This window comes from Terrirhizobium terrae (genome assembly GCF_030323265.1).
Classification (GTDB): domain Bacteria; phylum Pseudomonadota; class Alphaproteobacteria; order Rhizobiales; family Rhizobiaceae; genus Neorhizobium.
This window is the reverse complement of the sequence record NZ_CP104992.1, coordinates 3620664-3638224: the sequence shown is the minus strand read 5'-3', so window position 1 is coordinate 3638224 and position 17561 is coordinate 3620664. Positions and strand designations below refer to the sequence as shown.

The window sequence follows — 17561 nt, the reverse complement described above, 5'->3', positions numbered from 1 at the left end:
GCAAACACGTCGTTGGGGAAACCAACAATGAACTACCCTTTGGAAACAGCAGCACTTGTTGTCGGGACTTTCCTGGCGCTGCTTGGCGCGGCCTACGCGCATGATAGCCTATTCGCAGCCCATATGTGGGTGCTTTTCTTCACGCTCGGCATCAGCAGCATCGTCATGCTGCGCCGCGTCTCCTTCGCGCCCGCAGGGGCTCCCCGCACGGTGCCGGTAAAGTCGGAATATTTCGACGAGGTCATCAAATACGGCACGATTGCCACGGTGTTCTGGGGCGTCGTCGGCTTTCTGGTCGGCGTCGTCGTGGCACTGCAACTGGCCTTTCCCGATCTCAACATCGAGCCGTGGTTCAATTTCGGCCGGACCCGGCCGCTGCATACCTCGGCAGTCATCTTCGCCTTCGGCGGCAACGCGCTTCTCTGTACATCGTTCTACGTCGTGCAGCGCACCTCGCGGGCACGCCTGTTCGGCGGCAATCTCGCCTGGTTCGTCTTCTGGGGCTACCAGCTGTTCATCGTCATGGCAGCCACGGGCTACCTGCTCGGCATCACCCAGGGCAAGGAATATGCCGAGCCGGAATGGTATGTGGACATTTGGCTGACCATCGTCTGGGTCGCCTATCTGGTGGTCTTCCTCGGCACGATCCTGATGCGCAAGGAACCCCATATCTACGTGGCGAATTGGTTCTACCTGGCCTTCATCGTCACCATCGCCATGCTGCATATCGTCAACAACCTGGCGATGCCGGTGTCGTTCCTCGGCGTGAAGAGCTATTCGGCCTTTGCCGGCGTTCAGGATGCGCTGACGCAGTGGTGGTACGGCCACAATGCCGTCGGCTTCTTCCTCACCGCAGGCTTCCTCGGCATGATGTATTATTTCGTGCCCAAGCAGGCTGGCCGCCCGGTCTATTCCTACCGGCTGTCGATCATCCACTTCTGGGCCCTGATCTTCATGTATATCTGGGCCGGTCCGCACCACCTGCATTACACGGCGCTGCCCGACTGGGCCCAGACGCTCGGCATGGTGTTCTCGATCATGCTCTGGATGCCTTCCTGGGGCGGCATGATCAACGGCCTGATGACGCTCTCGGGCGCCTGGGACAAGATCCGCACCGATCCGATCATCCGCATGATGGTCATCGCCATCGCCTTCTACGGCATGTCGACATTCGAAGGCCCGATGATGTCGATCAAGGCCGTCAATTCGCTCAGCCATTACACGGACTGGACAATCGGTCACGTGCATTCGGGCGCGCTCGGCTGGGTCGGCATGATCTCCTTCGGCGCGATCTACTTCCTCGTTCCGAAACTATGGCACCGCAACCGGCTCTACAGCCTCGCCATGGTCAACTGGCACTTCTGGCTCGCCACGCTCGGCATCGTCGTCTACGCCGCCGTCATGTGGGTCGCCGGCGTCCAGCAGGGCCTGATGTGGCGCGAATACGACGACCAGGGCTTCCTCGTCTACTCGTTCGCGGAAACGGTCGCGGCCATGTTCCCCTACTACCTGCTGCGTGCCGTCGGTGGCGGCATGTATCTCGCAGGCGGGCTGATCATGGCCTTCAACATCACCATGACCATCCTCGGCCATGAGCGGCAGGAACGCACCCCCGGTGTCGCGCCCGCTGCCCTGCAGCCGGCCGAATAAGGAGCCGAGCCATGTCACTTCTCGACAAACACCATTTCATCGAGCGCAATGCCACGCTCCTCCTGGTCGGTTCGCTGCTGGTCGTTTCCATCGGCGGCATCGTGGAAATTGCACCGCTCTTCTATCTCGAAAACACCATCGAGAAAGTTGAGGGAATGCGGCCCTACACGCCGCTGGAGCTTGCCGGTCGCAACATCTACATTCGCGAAGGCTGCTACACCTGCCACAGCCAGATGATCCGTCCGTTCCGCGACGAGGTGGAACGCTACGGCCATTACAGCCTCGCGGCGGAATCGATGTACGACCATCCGTTCCAGTGGGGCTCGAAGCGGACGGGGCCGGATCTCGCCCGCGTCGGCGACCGCTATTCCAACGAATGGCACGTCCAGCACCTGACAGAACCGCGCGATGTTGTGCCGGAATCGGTGATGCCGAGCTATGCCTTCCTCAAGCATACGCCGCTCGAGATCACCGACGCATCGATGGAGTTGAAGGCCAACCGTGTGGTCGGCGTGCCTTACAGCGACGAGATGGTCGAACAGGCCAATGCCGACCTCAAGGCTCAGGCCGATCCGAACGCCGATACCAGTGCTCTGCTGGAGCGCTATCCGAAGGCCAAGGTCGGCGATTTCGATGGCGATCCGAAGACACTGACGGAGATGGATGCGCTCGTCGCCTATCTCCAGATGCTCGGCACGCTGGTCGACTTTTCCACCTATGACGACGCAACCGGTTATCGCTGAGGAGGCTGAACATGGAAGCCTATACGGCAATGCGCCACTTCGCCGACAGCTGGGGCCTTCTCGCGATGACCCTGTTCTTCATCGGCGTACTGATCTTCACCCTTCGTCCCGGCGGCAAGGCACCGGCCGACCGGGCCGCGCAAATTCCCTTAAAGGAAGACTGAAATGGCTGACAAACATATCGACGAGATCAGCGGTGTCGAAACAACCGGTCACGAATGGGATGGCATCCGCGAATTGAACAACCCGCTGCCACGCTGGTGGTTGTGGACCTTCTATGCCTGTATCGTCTGGGCACTGGGCTACACGGTCTTCTATCCGGCATGGCCGATGCTGAACGATGCGACGAAGGGCGTGCTCGGCTATTCGAGCCGCGCCGAATTCGCGGCCGAGGTGGATGTCGCCAGGACTGCCCAGGGTGCGATGCTCGAACGGATCGCGGCGGCGACACCTGACGAAATCATCGCCAACCCGGAACTGAACCAGTTCGCAACGGCCGGTGGCGCAGCGGCGTTTCGCGTCAACTGCACCCCTTGCCACGGCACGGGCGCCGCGGGCGGACAGGGCTATCCGAACCTCAACGATGACGATTGGCTCTGGGGCGGCAGCGTCGATGCAATCTACCAGACGGTGGCGCACGGTATCCGCGACAGCGTCGACGAGAAAACCCGCGTGTCGGAAATGCCGGCCTTCGCCGACATTCTCCAGCCCGACGAGATCCGCCAGGTCGCAGCTTACGTCGTCAGCCTGACGGGAACACCGCGCGACGCCTCGATGGTCGAGCCCGGCAAGCAGCTCTTCGCCGACAACTGCGCTTCCTGCCACGGCGACAATGCCGAGGGCAATCGCGACATGGGCGCTCCGAACCTCGCCGATGCCATCTGGCTGAAGGTGCACGGCGAGGACGAGATCGCCGCTCAGGTCCGCGGCCCCAAGCATGGCGTCATGCCCGCCTGGACGACGCGCCTCGGCGACGTCACCGTCAAGCAGCTCGCAGTCTATGTCCATTCCCTGGGCGGCGGGGAGTAGGGTTCGATATCTGGCTAGGAACCATATCGAAAACATGCGGCCAAGCCTCAGGGCTTGGCCGTATTTGTTTGAGCGTCTGGCGCGCGAAGAGCGCCATCGTCAGGCGCCCTCAAGCAGGCCTTTCAACGTCTGCAGATCTTTTGTGATCGCGGCCGTATCTCTTTCAAAAGCTTCGTCATCGATGTCGGGGGCCCGAAGCAGAGTGAACATCACCTCCGCGCCATCGCCATTCGGCACGACCCTCAGAGCATTCTCAAAACGGGCGCCGTTTTCCAATGTCACCGTGTGGTCAATAACGCCGAGATCATTCTGTGGAGCGAAGCGGACACGGATCTTGCCGATCGGGCCACCGTCGCCGATCCAATCTTCGCCCTCGCGGGTCAGGCCCGAGGCCAGGCCGGCCGCCCATTGCGGCATGTTCTCCGGCTGCGACGCGAAGGCGTAAACCTCCCGCCAGGGCCTCTCGATCGGAGCGTGGACAATTCGTGCGAACATCGTGCTCAAGGCTTGTTCCTCCGTAACCATACACAGGCGCCGGCTGTGCAGCTGCACCAGATGTCGCAGCTTGACTTAAGTCAAGGAAGCGGGACCCGCGCGGTGGGAGAAGGCAGGGAACAAAGGAAGGTTCCGATGAATCTTTACTCCGCTCCCGGCGTCGGCCCGACTGACGCATCCGTTGAACGCATTGATGTGAAATCGGTTCATCCGCCCGGACAGGGCCGTGAGCCGCTCTATGAAAAGCGGAAGAAGATCTTCCCGAAACGAGCCGAAGGGCGCTTTCGCCGGCTGAAATGGCTGGTCGTGCTGGTGACCCTCGGCATCTACTACCTGACGCCGTGGATACGCTGGGACCGCGGGCCTTACGCTCCCGACCAGGCCGTATTGATCGATCTTGCCGGCCGACGCTTCTATTTCTTTTTCATCGAGATCTGGCCGCAGGAATTCTTCTTCGTCGCGGGCCTTCTGGTCATGGCCGGTTTCGGCCTGTTCCTGCTGACTTCCGCCGTTGGGCGTGCCTGGTGCGGATATGCCTGTCCCCAGACGGTCTGGGTCGATCTGTTTCTCGCGGTCGAGCGTTTCGTCGAAGGGGATCGCAACGCGCGGATAAAGCTCGATGCGGGTCCATGGACCACGGACAAGGTCGTCAAGCGGACTGCCAAGCATTCGATCTGGATTGCAATCGCCGTCGCGACCGGCGGCGCCTGGATCTTCTACTTCGCCGACGCACCGTCTCTGGCCTTCGACTTCGTTACGGGGCAGGCTCCCTATGCGGCCTATTCGACCGTCGCCATTCTGACGGCAACGACCTACCTGCTCGGCGGCCTGATGCGCGAGCAGGTTTGCATCTACATGTGTCCCTGGCCGCGCATTCAGGGTGCGATGCTCGACGAGCATTCGCTGACCGTGACCTATAACGACTGGCGTGGGGAGCCGCGCAGCCGGCACGCCAAGAAGGCGATCGCGGCCGGCCAGTCGGTCGGCGACTGTGTCGACTGCAACGCCTGCGTCGCAGTCTGTCCCATGGGCATCGACATCCGGGACGGCCAGCAGATGGCCTGTATCACCTGTGCGCTCTGTATCGATGCCTGCGACGGGGTGATGGACAAAATCGGCAAACCGCGCGGCCTGATCGCCTATGCAACGCTCGACGAATACGATTCCAACATGGCGCTGGCGACGGCTTCAGGGACGGCTGCGATCGATCCGAAGCGTGTACGCAAGCCGGACGGCGCCTTCGCGGATGGCGTTCGCCATTTCAACTGGAAGATCCTGCTGCGGCCGAGAACGCTCCTCTACATGGGCGTATGGACGGCCGTGGGCATTGGCCTCATCTTCGCGCTTCTGTCGCGCGACCGGCTGGAAATCAACGTCCTGCATGACCGCAATCCGCAGTTCGTGATGGAGTCTGACGGTTCGATCCGAAACGGATACACGATCCGGCTGCTCAACATGATCCCGGAGCCGCGCACCGTGCTTTTGTCTCTCGACGGCATGCCCGACGCGACGATGAAGATCATCGGCGTCAGCGATGTGCCGGGCCGCGTCTTCGCCATCGAGGTCCAGCCCGACAAGGCCATGGCGCTCAAGGCCTATGTGACCCTGCCCAAGTCGTCCGCGAAGAGTGAGAGCCGTTTCCACTTCATCGCCGAGGACCGTTCGAGCCATGAGCGTGACAGCTATTCGGCCAATTTCTTTGCTCCCGGAGGAAACAGATGAACACCGCATCGAACAAGGGTTTTGTCTTCACCGGCTGGCATATGGTGGCCGTCATGGTGCTCTTCTTCGGCACGATCATTTCGGTGAATTTCTACATGGCCTATAACGCCTTCACCAGTTGGAGCGGCTTCGTCGTCGAGAACACCTATGTCGCCAGCCAGCAGTTCAACGGCAAGGTGGCGCAGGCACGCGCGCTGGCTGCGACCGGCGTGACCGGCAAGCTGACGATTGCGGCGGATACCGTGCGGTATGAAATCATCGGCGCGGACGGCGCTGCCATGCCGGCCGATCACTTGATCCTGAATTTCAAGCGGCCGGTCGGCGAACATCAGGATTTCCAGCTGGAGCTTACACCTGACGGCGAGGGCGTGTTCACCGCCTCGCACCAGGTCTTGCCCGGCCACTGGATCGTCGAGGCGATTGCGGAAGATGCCGGCACCCGCATTCTGCATCACGCGGAGCGCATCTCGGTCCATGGAGCGAAGTGATGAGCTGCTGTGCCCCCGGTTCGGAAGGTGACGTGACCAGGTCGGCGCCATCCTCCGAAGAAATGCTGCTGGCCAGCCGCGACCTCGGCGAGGGCAGGAAGCAAATCGATCTAAGCGTGCCGGGCGTGCATTGCGGCGCCTGTATCGTCTCCATCGAAAAGGTGCTGCGGGCATTGCCAAGTGTCGAGAAGGCGCGGGTCAATCTTTCCACCAAGCGGGTCTCGATCGTTTGGGACAAGGGCCAGGGCAATGGCATGGTCGATCCGGCCGAATTCGTCGAAGCGATTAGCGCCGCGACGGGCTACGATTCCTATCTTTTCGACGCCTCGCTGGATGATGGTGACAGACTGCAGAGGGATCTGTTGCGCGCGGTCGCACTCTGCGGTTTCGCCGCCGCCAACATTATGCTGCTCTCGGTCTCGGTCTGGTCCGGCGCGGATGCAGCAACGCGCGATCTCTTCCACTGGATTTCGGCGATGATTGCAGCGCCGGCGCTGATCTATGGCGGACGATTCTTCTACGCCTCGGCCTGGGCGGTACTGAAACGAGGCCGCACCAACATGGATGTGCCGATCGCGCTGGCGATCACGCTCTCCTATGCGGTTTCGCTCTGGGAAACCCTGCATCACGGCGAACACGCCTGGTTCGACGCGACGGTCTCGCTCTTGTTCTTCCTGCTCATCGGCCGCACGCTGGATCATATCATGCGCGATCGGGCGAGGGCGGCGGTCAGCGGGCTTGCCCGCCTGTCACCGCGCGGTGCCATGGTGGTGCCAGCCGACGGAACGCGCGAATACCGCCCGGTCGAAGAGGTGAAGCCGGGCGACCGGGTGGCAATCGCCATGGGTGAACGGATCCCCGTCGATGGCGTTGTCGAGTGGGGCGCAAGCGATCTCGACGTCTCGATCGTTACCGGTGAAAGCGTACCGCAGGCAGTTGCTGCGGGCGCCACCGTGCACGCCGGCACGCTCAGCCTCACAGGCTCGATGATCATCAAGGTCACAGCGTCCGCAAAGGATTCCTTCCTCGCCGAGGTGATCTCGCTGATGGAGGTGGCCGAGGGGGCGAAGGCTGGCTATCGGCGTCTGGCGGATCGCGCCGCACAGTATTATTCGCCCGCCGTGCATCTCCTGGCACTTACCGCCTTCTTCGCATGGGGATTTGCCGGTGGAGACTGGAAGCGGGCGATGCTGATTGCCATTGCCGTCTTGATCATAACATGCCCATGCGCGCTCGGACTGGCGGTCCCGGTCGTCCAGGTGGTCGCGGCCGGACGACTGTTCAGGAACGGCATCATGGTCAAGGACGGCTCGGCGATGGAGCGGCTGGCGCAGGTCGACACTGTGCTTTTCGACAAGACCGGCACCCTGACCCTCGGCCGGCCGAAGCTCATCAATGCCGCGGATATCCCGGCGCAGATCCTTGCGCTCGCGGCGGGCCTTGCGGCCCATTCCCGTCACCCACTCTCGCGGGCGATCTGCTCGGCGGTCGCCGGGCCATTCCCGCTTTTCGACGATGTGATCGAGATACCGGGAAGCGGCCTGGAAGCCCGTCGAGGGGATAGTCTTTATCGGTTGGGTAATCGACGTTTCGCTTGCGGTGACGAGCGCGTCGGCAAAGACACAAGTCTTGAGGCGGTGCTTTCGCGCGACGGGATCGAAATTGCAGTCCTCCGCTTCGAGGACGCGCTTCGGGAAGATGCCGCTTCGGCCATTCGCACGCTTGCGGAAGAGGGAATGGAGCTCGGCGTGGTATCGGGCGACCGTATTCCGACGGTTCAAGCGCTTGCCGGACAACTGGCGATCGCGCAATGGAAGGCAGAGGTTTCGCCCAAAGGCAAGGCCGAGCATTGCGCTGCGCTGGCCGGGGAGGGGCGCAAGGTGCTGATGGTTGGCGACGGGATCAATGATGCACCGGCGCTGGCCGCCGCGCATGTGTCCATGGCGCCGGCCACCGCGGCGGATATCGGGCGGCAGGCCGCCGACTTCGTCTTCATGCATGAGAGCCTGAATGCGGTGCCGCTGGCGATCGGCATCTCCCGCCGCGCAGGAAAGCTGATCTGCCAGAATTTTGCGCTGGCGATCGGCTACAACGTCATCGCCGTTCCGATCGCGCTTGCGGGCTATGCGACGCCGCTCATCGCCGCCGTTGCGATGTCGACCTCATCCATCATTGTCGTGGCAAATGCGCTCAGGCTGAACCACGTCGGTGCGGAGGGCCTATTGTCGCAGCCCAGCGCGGCGGTACAGGCCGCCGAAGAGGAGATCCGCGCCGCATGAACATGCTGATCTACCTCATACCGGTCGCGCTTTTCCTCGGCGGGCTCGGACTTGTCGCATTCCTCTGGTCCCTGAGAAACGGCCAGTATGAGGATCTCGATGGCGCAGCCTGGAGGATCATGGACGACGGGGAAGATCGCCCTAGTTGAAGCGGTTCTTCCGGGTGCTGCGGAATATGGCTGAATTGGCCAAACCTCGGCTTGCTCCAGCGACATCCGGATGCCAAAAGAAGGCGCAACAAATTCGGAGGCTTCCCCGTGGAACAGGCAGAAATCGGCCTAATCGGTCTTGGCGTCATGGGCGCCAACCTTTCCCTCAATATTGCCGAAAAAGGCAACAAGATCGCGGTCTTCAACCGCACGCCCGAAGTCACCAAGAAATTCTATGCGGATGCCGGCGAACTGCAGGGCCAGATCATTCCCTGCGAGACGCTGGAAGACTTCATCAAGGCCATCCGTCCGCCGCGGCCGATCATCATCATGATCAAGGCCGGCGAACCGGTCGACCAGCAGATGGAACTGCTGAAGCCTTACCTTTCTTCCGGCGACATCATGATCGACGCGGGCAATGCCAATTTCCGTGACACGATGCGCCGCTTCGAGAGCCTGGAAAACAGCGACCTGACCTTCATCGGCATGGGCGTTTCCGGCGGCGAAGAAGGTGCACGTCACGGACCGTCGATCATGGTCGGCGGCTCGGAAGACAGCTGGAAGCGCGTCGAGAAGGTGCTGACCTCGATCTCGGCGAAATTCAACGGCGAGCCCTGCGTCGACTGGCTTGGCCCGAACGGTGCCGGCCACTTCGTCAAGACCATCCATAACGGCATCGAATATGCCGACATGCAGATGATCGCCGAAATCTACGGCATCCTGCGCGACGGTATGGGAATGAGCGCATCGGAAATCGGTGATGTCTTCGGACGCTGGAACGGCGGGCGTCTGAATTCCTACCTGATCGAGATCAGCGAGAAGGTGCTGAAGGCAGTCGATCCGATCTCCAAGAAGCCGATGGTCGACGTGATCGTCGATTCCGCCGGCCAGAAGGGCACCGGCAAGTGGTCGGTCATCGAGGCCCAGAACATGGGCGTCGCCGCAACGGCAATCGAGGCGGCCGTCGCCGGCCGCGTCCTGTCGTCGCTGAAGACCGAGCGTGAAGCCGCCGAAAAGATCTTCGGCAAGCCGGTCACCCCGGAAAAGCCGAAGGACGGCATGGCCTTCCTCGCCGATCTGGAGCTCGCGCTTCTCGCCGCAAAAATCGGCGCCTATGCGCAGGGCTTTGCAGTCATGGCCGCAGCGTCGAAGGAATTCGACTGGAACTTGCCGATGCCGACCATCGCCAAGATCTGGCGCGACGGCTGCATCATCCGCTCGCAGTTCCTCGACGAGATTACCTCGGCCTTCACCAAGGATCCGAAGGTGGCCAATCTCATCGTCACCCCGGCCTTCTCGCAGATGGTAAAGGACACAGACGCTCCGCTGCGCCGCATCGTCTCCTATGCGGCCTTGAACGGCCTTCCGGTTCCGGCACTTGCTTCCGCGCTGAACTATTTCGATGCCTACCGTCGGGGCAGGGGCACGGCAAACCTGATCCAGGCGCAGCGCGACTTCTTCGGCGCCCACGGCTTCGATCGTCTGGACGGTGTCGACAAGCATCACGGCCCCTGGGGCAGCGGCCTTGCCGATTTTGCCTGATCGGCTGGTCCTTCTCGGATCGAAGGGCGGCCCGGCTATCCGGCCGGGCGGCCCATCCCCGACCTCGATGCTGCTCGACCTTGCCGGTCGGCGCATCGTCGTCGATTGCGGCCTTGGCGTAACGCGGGGCCTCGTGGAAGCCGGCATGACGCTTCGCGAACTCGACCTCATCTTCATCACCCACCTGCATTCCGACCATGTGCTCGAACTCGGCCCGCTGATCCACACCGCATGGACATCCGGGCTCGCTCACACTGTCACCGTCTATGGGCCGCCCGGCATCGGGGCGCTCTGGCAGGGTTTTCTCGCCTCGCTCGCCTATGACATCGAAACCCGAATCGACGACGAGGGCCGCCCGGTTCTCACCGATCTGGTAATCATCCGCGAATACGGACCGGGCAGGGTGGCTGATCTCGATGGTGTCGAGGTCGAGGCGCTGCGCGTTGATCACCCGCCGGTGACTGAATGCTTCGCGCTGAAATTTAAGGCCGGCAGCCGATCCGTCGTCTTCTCGTCGGATACCGCCTATTTTCCGCCGCTGGCCGATTTCGCCCTCGGCGCCGACCTCCTGGTACACGAGGCAATGCTGCCGGCCGGGATTGACAGTCTGGTCGCGCGCACCGGCAACGGTGCGCGGCTGCGCGAGCACCTAGTCGCATCCCACACATTTGGAGCCGATGCGGGGCGTATAGCGACGGACGCAGGTGTTGAGCGGCTGGCGCTCAATCACCTCATTCCCGCCGACGATCCGAATTTCACCGAGGATGACTGGCGGCGCGCATTGGCCGAAACCTACGCAGGCGAACTGATCGTCGGGCGCGACGGCCTGGTCATCCCGCTCTAGCTTACGTGTCGTCGTGGTCGGTGGATACCTGCGTACCGGCCAGTAGTGCGAGCATCGGATCCGCGTCGATTTGACCGAGATTGTCTGGCGAGTCACCACCGCCCGCTTGCCCTGTAGATCCCGCTTCGCCTTGCGAAGACAGGTATTTTCCGAAGGCCGCGTCGTACTCGTCGTCATCCCAGCCCAGCGCCGCCATGATCATGTGGCGGATTTGGTCTTCGATGGCTTGCCGATCCTTTTCGCTCATCGCCTTGAGGTCGTCTTCGGTCATTTCCCTGTCCTCGAGGAAGAAAAAACGAAGGCGCTCTGCAATCGTCATCTCCGAAAGTTTCAGGAACTTCTCACCGAAATCGACACCCGATTTCTCGACGAGCCATGTATTCTCAGCCTTCTGGTCGAGAACGATGCCATGATCCTCCATGGAGAAACGCTCCTCCTTGAGCCCTGCTCTCTGCAACCTGGCACTATTCGACAACTCGGCAGGATCGAGGGCGAAAGCGAGCTCTCTCTGGTGCAGATCGAAATACGTTGTTTCCCCTTGCACACGCAGGGATGACTGGTGTGCCTGCGCGCTAAAATTTCTATCACCCACTATGAGCATAAGATCGGTCTCCCAAATTTCCCGCATTTTGAGGTGGCAACCTTTCTTCAGGCTTGCAACCATTGCGGCAGGGGCTTCCGGGCTTAAACGCCGCTCTCCTTCTCGCGTAGCATCGATTATCGAAGGCGTTGCATTGCGCCGGTCTCTGGTAGACGGCCTTGCCGGCTTGTTGCGTGACGTGGAGCAGCAACACAGGTCCCGTGCAGTCACCCCCTCGGCCCGATCACCGACCATGACGGCCCGTCCATGCTCTGCAGCATTTCCGGCGCGACACCGTCGATTCTTGCCAGTACCGCCTTGGCGAGTTCGCGGCCGGCATGGCGCACATCTTCGGTCACCGTCAGGATTTCCGGACGTATCCAGTTCAGGAATTCCGCCGATTGCTTGGAGACGAGATCGACGTCCTGGCCAACCTTGCGGCCGGCCGCTTCGATCCCTGCAATCATCGCGATCGAGGATGAACCGCTGAGGGATATGATCCCATCGGGCGGCTCGGGCAGGCGGGACATCCGCTCGGCATAAGCCCTTATCTCGTCGAGCGAGGTCTCGGTCGTCGTCCGTCCCATCGAAACTTCCGTCGCCTTAAAATCGACGAGACCGCGCTCGAAACCGATACGGCTATGGATGTGATAGGAAAAACGGCTCTGGGGCGCGAGCAGCGCGATGCGCTTGCGGCCGCGCTTCACCAGTTGCTCCACCGCCTGATAGGCATAGGCCTCATTGTCGAAGTCGTGGAATGGATGGGCGAGCCCCATGTCCGTGCGACCATGGGTGACGAAGGGCAGGTTCCGTTCCGTCATCAGCCGCACGCGCGGATCCTCCGGTTCGATACGCGAGATGATCACACCGTCGGCCGACCCCGTGTCGAGAATATAGCGGATCGGCACCATCGGGTCCTTCTCGAAGGAATGCGGCGTCACCACAAGGTGATACTGCGTGCCGCCCAGAACTTCCGTAATGCCCTGAACCAGTTGGTTGGTGAAACCCATCAGCTCCTGCTCTATAGAGAGGACCAACGCGATGACATTCGTCTTGCCGGTTCGCAGGCGCACACCGGCGCGGTTCGGCTGGTAGCCGAGTTGGCGGGCGACGAGGCGAACACGCTCCTTGGTGTCGGAGCCTATGTCGGGGGCATCCTTCAAGGCGCGCGACACGGTCGTGATACCGAGCCCGGTCATGTAAGCGATCGTCTTCAGGGTAGGGCGCTCGGCTGGTGCCGTCGCCGGGATTCTTTTGGTTTTCTCGTCCATCGTGCCGCTCGCACTGAAATGCGCCTGTTTAGCTCGTCATGCTCGATATCGCTACATACGGTAAAAATCTGAAACGTTACAGGTAAATTTCAAGCGCCTTTTTTACGATATTTGAGCGTGTACACAACCAATCGTTGGGATTACGCAGATGCACATATTTTTTGCACTGCAAAATAAAAGATTCTATGGATCGATCCATATCCCGAAATCGTGGAAATATTATCCTCCCATCGCGCCATTCGAACTCGACCTTTGGTTGCGCATCATTGTTGTGAGTTGATATTTCAACCATGTGGGGTTGCCACCCAACAATCTTTGCCCTAGCTTTTTACTGCAACGTTTCAGTGAGGGAGGAGACTCATGGGATTTCGTGCTTTTGCAGCTGTAATGGCTGCCACCGTGGCACTGCCGTGCATCACGCAAGCCGCAGACTTAGAAGTCACGCATTGGTGGACGTCGGGAGGCGAAGCCGCGGCGGTCAAGGAATTGGCAACAGCGTTCGATGCCACCGGCAACAAATGGATCGACGGCGCGATCGCCGGATCCGGCAGCACGGCGCGGCCGATCATGATCAGCCGCATCACCGGTGGTGATCCGATGGGCGCCACACAGTTCAACCACGGCCGCCAGGCCGAGGAACTGGTTCAGGAAGGGCTGATGCGCGACCTGACCGACGTGGCCGAGAAAGGCAAGTGGAAGGACGTCATCAAGCCGGTAAGCCTGCTCGACAGCTGCACCTTCGAGGGCAAGATTTATTGCGCGCCGGTCAATATTCATTCCTGGCAGTGGCTGTGGCTTTCCAATGCCGCCTTCGAAAAGGCCGGCGTGCCGGTGCCGAAGGACTGGAACGAGTTCGTCGCGGCCGGTCCGAAGCTGAGAGAGGCCGGCATTCAGCCGCTCGCGGTCGGTGGCTCGGCCTTCCAGGTGAACGGCCTGTTCGACACGCTGGTCATCTCGCTCGGTGGCACGGACCTCTACAACAAGGTCTACAAGGACAAGGACGAGGAGACAGCTGCCGGACCGGAGATCGCCAAGATCTTCGCGGCAGCCGACGATGCACGAAAGCTCGCCAAGGGCTCTAACGTACAGGACTGGAACCAGGCCACCAATCTGGTCATCACCGGCAAGGCCGGCGGGCAGATCATGGGTGACTGGGCGCAGGGCGAGTTCCAGCAGGCGGGACAGACCGCCGGCAAGGAATATAGCTGCCTTCCGGGCCTCGGCCTGAACCAGACCCTGACCACCGGCGGCGACGCCATCTACTTCCCGCTTCTCGACGACGAGGAAAAGTCGAAGGCGCAGGAAGTGCTGGCCGAAACGATTGTCGATCCCAAGGTTCAGGTCGCATTCAACCTCAAGAAAGGCTCGGTTCCGATCCGCAGCGACGTCGATCTTGCAGCCGCCAATGACTGCATGAAGAAGGGCATCGAGATCATATCCAACGGCAGCACTGCGATCAGCACCGACCAGCTCGTTTCTGCCGATACGCAGAAGCAGAAGGAGGACCTGATGGCCGAGTTCTTCGCCAATGAATCGATGACGCCGGAACAGGCGCAGGAGCGCTTCGCCTCGATCATCGGCTCGGCGGACTGATACCCGCCCCATCACGATCATGAACCGCACTGGCCCCGAGTGATCGGGGCCAGCAGGAAAGCCTGCGCCCGCCGCATGCCGATCGAGGAGGAACCATGGCAAATTCCGTGCCGTCACCCGCGCGGTCATCCGTCCCGCCCAAAGCCCCATCCGGCCGACCGAACCAACTCTTCCGCAATCTCCATTCCAAGATTGCGCTGACCCCGATGATCCTCGTGGCCACCGTCATCTTCTTCGGCGGCACGATCTGGACCGTGGTCTATTCCTTCACCAGTTCCAGGCTTCTGCCGCGGGCGAATTTCGTCGGACTGACCCAGTATGACCGCCTCTGGGCATCGTCGCGCTGGTGGATCTCGATCGAGAACCTGCTCGTCTACGGCATTCTCTCGCTGATCTTCTCGCTGGTGATCGGCTTCGTGCTGGCGGCGCTGATGGACCAGAAGATCCGCTTCGAAAGCGCCTTCCGCACGATCTTTCTTTATCCCTTCGCGCTGTCCTTCATCGTTACCGGCCTTGTCTGGCAGTGGATCCTCAATCCTGAATTCGGCGTGCAGGGCATCGTCCGCTCGCTCGGCTGGACGAGCTTCACCTTCGATCCGCTCTATAATCCCGACATCGTCATCTATGGCATCCTGATCGCGGGTCTCTGGCAGGGGACAGGGCTCGTCATGTGCCTGATGCTGGCTGGCCTGCGCGGCATTGACGAGGACATCTGGAAGGCCGCACGCGTTGACGGAATCCCGATGTGGCGGACCTATCTCTTCGTCGTCATCCCGATGATGCGGCCTGTCTTCATCACTACGCTCGTCCTGATCGGTAGCGGCATCGTCAAGCTCTACGATCTCGTGGTGGCGCAGACGTCCGGCGGCCCGGGCAATGCGTCCGAAGTGCCGGCGAAATATGTCTACGACTACATGTTCCAGGCGCAAAACCTGGGGCAGGGCTTTGCCGCCTCCACCATGATGCTGCTCACGGTCGCGATCATCATCATCCCCTGGGCCTATCTCGAATTCGGAGGAAGAAGCGTGGCTAACGTCTCCACTCTCAATGCGACAGGCGCCGGCATGGACGCCGTCAAGACCGAGCTTGCATCCGGGCCGCGGGGCAAGAGGCCCAAGCGCGTCCTGTCCGGCCGCAACATCATGATCTACGGCATTCTCGGCCTTGCGGCACTCTACTATCTATTGCCGCTCTACGTGATGGTCGTGACGTCGCTCAAGGGCATGCCGGAAGTGCGCCTCGGCAACATCTTTTCGCCGCCGATGGAAATCACCTTCGAACCCTGGGTGAAGGCGTGGTCGCAGGCCTGCACAGGCCTCAATTGCGACGGTCTTTCGCGCGGTTTCTGGAACTCGGTGCGCATCCTCGTGCCTTCCGTCGTCGTGTCGATCGCGGTCGCCTCGGTCAGCGGCTATGCGCTTGCCAACTGGCGGTTCAAGGGTTCGGAACTGTTCTTTGCAGTGCTGATCGTCGGCGCCTTCATCCCGTATCAGGTGATGATCTACCCGATCGTCATCATCCTTCGGGAAATCGGCATCTACGGCTCGCTGACCGGCCTCGTTATCGTCCACACGATCTTCGGCATGCCGATCCTGACGCTGCTCTTCCGCAACTATTTCGCCGGCCTGCCGGAGGAATTGTTCAAGGCAGCCCGCATCGACGGCGCCGGCTTCTGGCAGATCTACGGCCGCATCATGCTGCCCATGTCGCTGCCGATCTTCGTCGTGGCGATCATCATCCAGGTCACCGGCATCTGGAACGACTTCCTCTTCGGCGTCGTCTTCACCCGGCCCGACACCTATCCGATGACGATCCAGCTCAACAACATCGTCAACTCCGTCCAGGGGGTGAAGGAATATAACGTCAACATGGCAGCGACGCTGCTCACCGGCGCTGTTCCGCTCATCGTCTATTTCGTTTCCGGCCGGCTGTTCGTTCGCGGCATCGCCGCCGGCGCAGTAAAGGGTAAGCCTTGATGACCGACCTCTCCAATCTTTCCAACAGTGTTTCCATCCGCGATCTGTCGCTGTCCTTCGGCGCAGTAACGGTTCTCGAAAATCTCAATCTTGACATCAAGGACGGCGAATTTCTCGTCCTGCTCGGGTCATCCGGCTGCGGCAAGTCCACGCTTTTGAACTGCATTGCAGGCCTTCTTGAGCCGACCGAAGGACAGATCTTCATCAAGGACCGTAACGTCACCTGGGAAGAGCCCAAGGACCGTGGCATCGGCATGGTGTTCCAGTCCTACGCGCTCTACCCGCAGATGACGGTGGAGAAGAACCTCTCGTTCGGCCTCAAGGTGGCCGGTGTGGCGAAGGATGAGATCGACAGGCGCATCGCCCGCGCGGCCGGCATCCTGCAGATCGAGCCGCTCTTGCAGCGGAAGCCCGCGGCACTCTCCGGTGGCCAGCGCCAGCGTGTCGCAATCGGCCGTGCACTGGTGCGCGATGTCGATGTCTTCCTGTTCGACGAGCCGCTGTCCAACCTCGATGCGAAACTTCGCTCAGAACTGCGCGTCGAGATCAAGCGCCTGCACCAGTCGCTGAAGAACACCATGATCTACGTTACCCACGACCAGATCGAGGCCCTGACACTGGCGGACCGCATCGCGATCATGAAGAGCGGCGTCATCCAGCAGCTCGACGATCCGATCACAATCTACAATCGCCCGAGGAACAAGTTCGTCGCCGGCTTCATCGGCTCGCCGTCGATGAATTTCCTGACCGGCGAACTGGCGGAGGAGGGCGGTCGCCCGGTCTTCCGCACCAATGGCGTCAGCTTCTCGCTCGCCGGCTACGAGGCCTCCGAGGCGCTTGCCGCTAGACGAAAGGTCGTACTCGGCGTCCGTCCCGAACATATCAGGGTGGATGGCGATCTTTCCGACGAAGAGGTCCACGAGGCGATCGTCGATATCGAGGAACCGATGGGCGCAGACAACCTCATCTGGCTCAAGCTTGCCGGCCACACGATCTCGGTCCGCATTGGCGGCGCGCGACGCTATGCGGTCGGCTCGAAAGTCCGTCTCGGCTTCGACATGACGATGGCCTCGCTCTTCGACGCACAGACGGAGGAAAGGATTTGATTACCTGCGGCGGGATGTACCCCTCTCCCTGCTGCCGGTCCCTTGTCCCCGGCCTGACCGGGGACAAGGGACGTGTTTCCTCGATTTTTAGGGG

Annotated in this window: 16 protein-coding genes and 1 pseudogene; 14 read left to right on the top strand and 3 right to left on the bottom strand. The window is 61.2% G+C overall.

Going from position 1 to position 17561, the window contains the following annotated elements; genetic code table 11:
- The first annotated feature begins 27 nt into the window (after nt 1–27).
- The 4 genes from ccoN to ccoP are packed head-to-tail and all read left to right on the top strand — an operon-like array spanning nt 28 to nt 3422.
- The gene (gene ccoN, locus N7E02_RS25975) at nt 28–1650 is read left to right on the top strand and encodes a cytochrome-c oxidase, cbb3-type subunit I (protein ID WP_286580595.1); all 1623 of its coding nucleotides are present in this window, start codon (nt 28–30) and stop codon (nt 1648–1650) included.
- 11 nt (nt 1651–1661) lie between these two features.
- Nucleotides 1662–2393: a cytochrome-c oxidase, cbb3-type subunit II gene (gene ccoO, locus N7E02_RS25970; RefSeq protein ID WP_286580594.1), complete on the top strand. Its 732-nt coding sequence runs from the start codon at nt 1662–1664 to the stop codon at nt 2391–2393.
- Nucleotides 2394–2404: 11 nt separating this feature from the next.
- Nucleotides 2405–2557, top strand: coding sequence for a cbb3-type cytochrome c oxidase subunit 3 (locus N7E02_RS25965; protein WP_286580593.1), 153 nt, complete (start codon nt 2405–2407; stop codon nt 2555–2557).
- A gap of 1 nt (nt 2558) precedes the next feature.
- Nucleotides 2559–3422 (top strand): cytochrome-c oxidase, cbb3-type subunit III, encoded by an 864-nt coding sequence (gene ccoP, locus N7E02_RS25960; RefSeq protein ID WP_286580592.1) that lies wholly within the window; start codon nt 2559–2561, stop codon nt 3420–3422.
- 99 nt (nt 3423–3521) lie between these two features.
- Here the strand turns inward: ccoP and N7E02_RS25955 are convergent, their stop codons facing one another.
- Entirely contained in the window at nt 3522–3926 is a 405-nt protein-coding gene (locus N7E02_RS25955) for an SRPBCC family protein (RefSeq protein ID WP_286584044.1), read from the bottom strand.
- A 126-nt stretch (nt 3927–4052) separates the two neighbouring features.
- Here N7E02_RS25955 and ccoG point away from each other — a divergent pair, with 126 nt between their 5' ends.
- The 6 genes from ccoG (at nt 4053) to N7E02_RS25925 (ending at nt 10941) form a co-directional block, all read left to right on the top strand.
- The gene (gene ccoG, locus N7E02_RS25950; protein WP_286580591.1) at nt 4053–5639 is read left to right on the top strand and encodes a cytochrome c oxidase accessory protein CcoG; all 1587 of its coding nucleotides are present in this window, start codon (nt 4053–4055) and stop codon (nt 5637–5639) included.
- Entirely contained in the window at nt 5636–6127 is a 492-nt protein-coding gene (locus N7E02_RS25945; RefSeq protein ID WP_286580589.1) for a FixH family protein, read from the top strand. Before ccoG ends, N7E02_RS25945 begins: the two co-directional genes overlap by 4 nt.
- Nucleotides 6127–8406, top strand: coding sequence for a cation-translocating P-type ATPase (locus N7E02_RS25940; RefSeq protein WP_286580588.1), 2280 nt, complete (start codon nt 6127–6129; stop codon nt 8404–8406). Before N7E02_RS25945 ends, N7E02_RS25940 begins: the two co-directional genes overlap by 1 nt.
- Complete coding sequence (ccoS, locus tag N7E02_RS25935) at nt 8403–8555, top strand: cbb3-type cytochrome oxidase assembly protein CcoS (RefSeq protein WP_286580587.1); 153 nt, start codon at nt 8403–8405, stop codon at nt 8553–8555. The genes N7E02_RS25940 and ccoS overlap by 4 nt, the downstream gene beginning before the upstream one ends.
- A gap of 108 nt (nt 8556–8663) precedes the next feature.
- Nucleotides 8664–10097 carry an NADP-dependent phosphogluconate dehydrogenase gene (gene gnd / locus N7E02_RS25930; RefSeq protein WP_286580586.1) on the top strand — a complete coding sequence of 478 codons (1434 nt, stop codon included), beginning with the start codon at nt 8664–8666 and terminating at the stop codon, nt 10095–10097.
- On the top strand, nt 10090–10941 hold the full coding sequence (locus N7E02_RS25925; RefSeq protein WP_286584043.1) for an MBL fold metallo-hydrolase: 852 nt from the start codon (nt 10090–10092) through the stop codon (nt 10939–10941). Before gnd ends, N7E02_RS25925 begins: the two co-directional genes overlap by 8 nt.
- Before the next feature lies 1 nt (nt 10942).
- Here N7E02_RS25925 and N7E02_RS25920 read toward each other — a convergent pair whose 3' ends face one another.
- Nucleotides 10943–11605: a hypothetical protein gene (locus N7E02_RS25920; RefSeq protein ID WP_286580585.1), complete on the bottom strand. Its 663-nt coding sequence runs from the start codon at nt 11603–11605 to the stop codon at nt 10943–10945.
- A 143-nt stretch (nt 11606–11748) separates the two neighbouring features.
- Complete coding sequence (locus N7E02_RS25915) at nt 11749–12792, bottom strand: LacI family transcriptional regulator (protein WP_286580584.1); 1044 nt, start codon at nt 12790–12792, stop codon at nt 11749–11751.
- Nucleotides 12793–13152: 360 nt separating this feature from the next.
- Here N7E02_RS25915 and N7E02_RS25910 point away from each other — a divergent pair, with 360 nt between their 5' ends.
- The 4 genes and pseudogenes from N7E02_RS25910 to N7E02_RS25895 all read left to right on the top strand — a co-directional run bounded on the left by N7E02_RS25910 (nt 13153) and on the right by N7E02_RS25895 (nt 17467).
- Complete coding sequence (locus tag N7E02_RS25910) at nt 13153–14385, top strand: ABC transporter substrate-binding protein (protein WP_374730664.1); 1233 nt, start codon at nt 13153–13155, stop codon at nt 14383–14385.
- 95 nt (nt 14386–14480) lie between these two features.
- A pseudogene (locus N7E02_RS25905) lies at nt 14481–15407 on the top strand (carbohydrate ABC transporter permease); the annotation flags it as partial.
- Between the two features lie 3 nt (nt 15408–15410).
- Entirely contained in the window at nt 15411–16361 is a 951-nt protein-coding gene (locus tag N7E02_RS25900) for a carbohydrate ABC transporter permease (RefSeq protein WP_286584039.1), read from the top strand.
- The gene (locus N7E02_RS25895) at nt 16361–17467 is read left to right on the top strand and encodes an ABC transporter ATP-binding protein (protein ID WP_286580582.1); all 1107 of its coding nucleotides are present in this window, start codon (nt 16361–16363) and stop codon (nt 17465–17467) included. Before N7E02_RS25900 ends, N7E02_RS25895 begins: the two co-directional genes overlap by 1 nt.
- The last annotated feature ends 94 nt before the right edge of the window (nt 17468–17561 follow it).

Bases quoted from the DNA above. Each gene is read 5' to 3' on its own strand.
- ccoN (WP_286580595.1), top strand. From the start codon at position 28: ATGAACTACCCTTTGGAAACAGCAGCACTTGTTGTCGGGACTTTCCTG.
- ccoO (WP_286580594.1), top strand. From the start codon at position 1,662: ATGTCACTTCTCGACAAACACCATTTCATCGAGCGCAATGCCACGCTC.
- N7E02_RS25965 (WP_286580593.1), top strand. From the start codon at position 2,405: ATGGAAGCCTATACGGCAATGCGCCACTTCGCCGACAGCTGGGGCCTT.
- ccoP (WP_286580592.1), top strand. From the start codon at position 2,559: ATGGCTGACAAACATATCGACGAGATCAGCGGTGTCGAAACAACCGGT.
- ccoG (WP_286580591.1), top strand. From the start codon at position 4,053: ATGAATCTTTACTCCGCTCCCGGCGTCGGCCCGACTGACGCATCCGTT.
- N7E02_RS25945 (WP_286580589.1), top strand. From the start codon at position 5,636: ATGAACACCGCATCGAACAAGGGTTTTGTCTTCACCGGCTGGCATATG.
- N7E02_RS25940 (WP_286580588.1), top strand. From the start codon at position 6,127: ATGAGCTGCTGTGCCCCCGGTTCGGAAGGTGACGTGACCAGGTCGGCG.
- ccoS (WP_286580587.1), top strand. From the start codon at position 8,403: ATGAACATGCTGATCTACCTCATACCGGTCGCGCTTTTCCTCGGCGGG.
- N7E02_RS25920 (WP_286580585.1), bottom strand. From the start codon at position 11,605: ATGGTTGCAAGCCTGAAGAAAGGTTGCCACCTCAAAATGCGGGAAATT.
- N7E02_RS25915 (WP_286580584.1), bottom strand. From the start codon at position 12,792: ATGGACGAGAAAACCAAAAGAATCCCGGCGACGGCACCAGCCGAGCGC.
- N7E02_RS25910 (WP_374730664.1), top strand. From the start codon at position 13,153: ATGGGATTTCGTGCTTTTGCAGCTGTAATGGCTGCCACCGTGGCACTG.
- N7E02_RS25895 (WP_286580582.1), top strand. From the start codon at position 16,361: ATGACCGACCTCTCCAATCTTTCCAACAGTGTTTCCATCCGCGATCTG.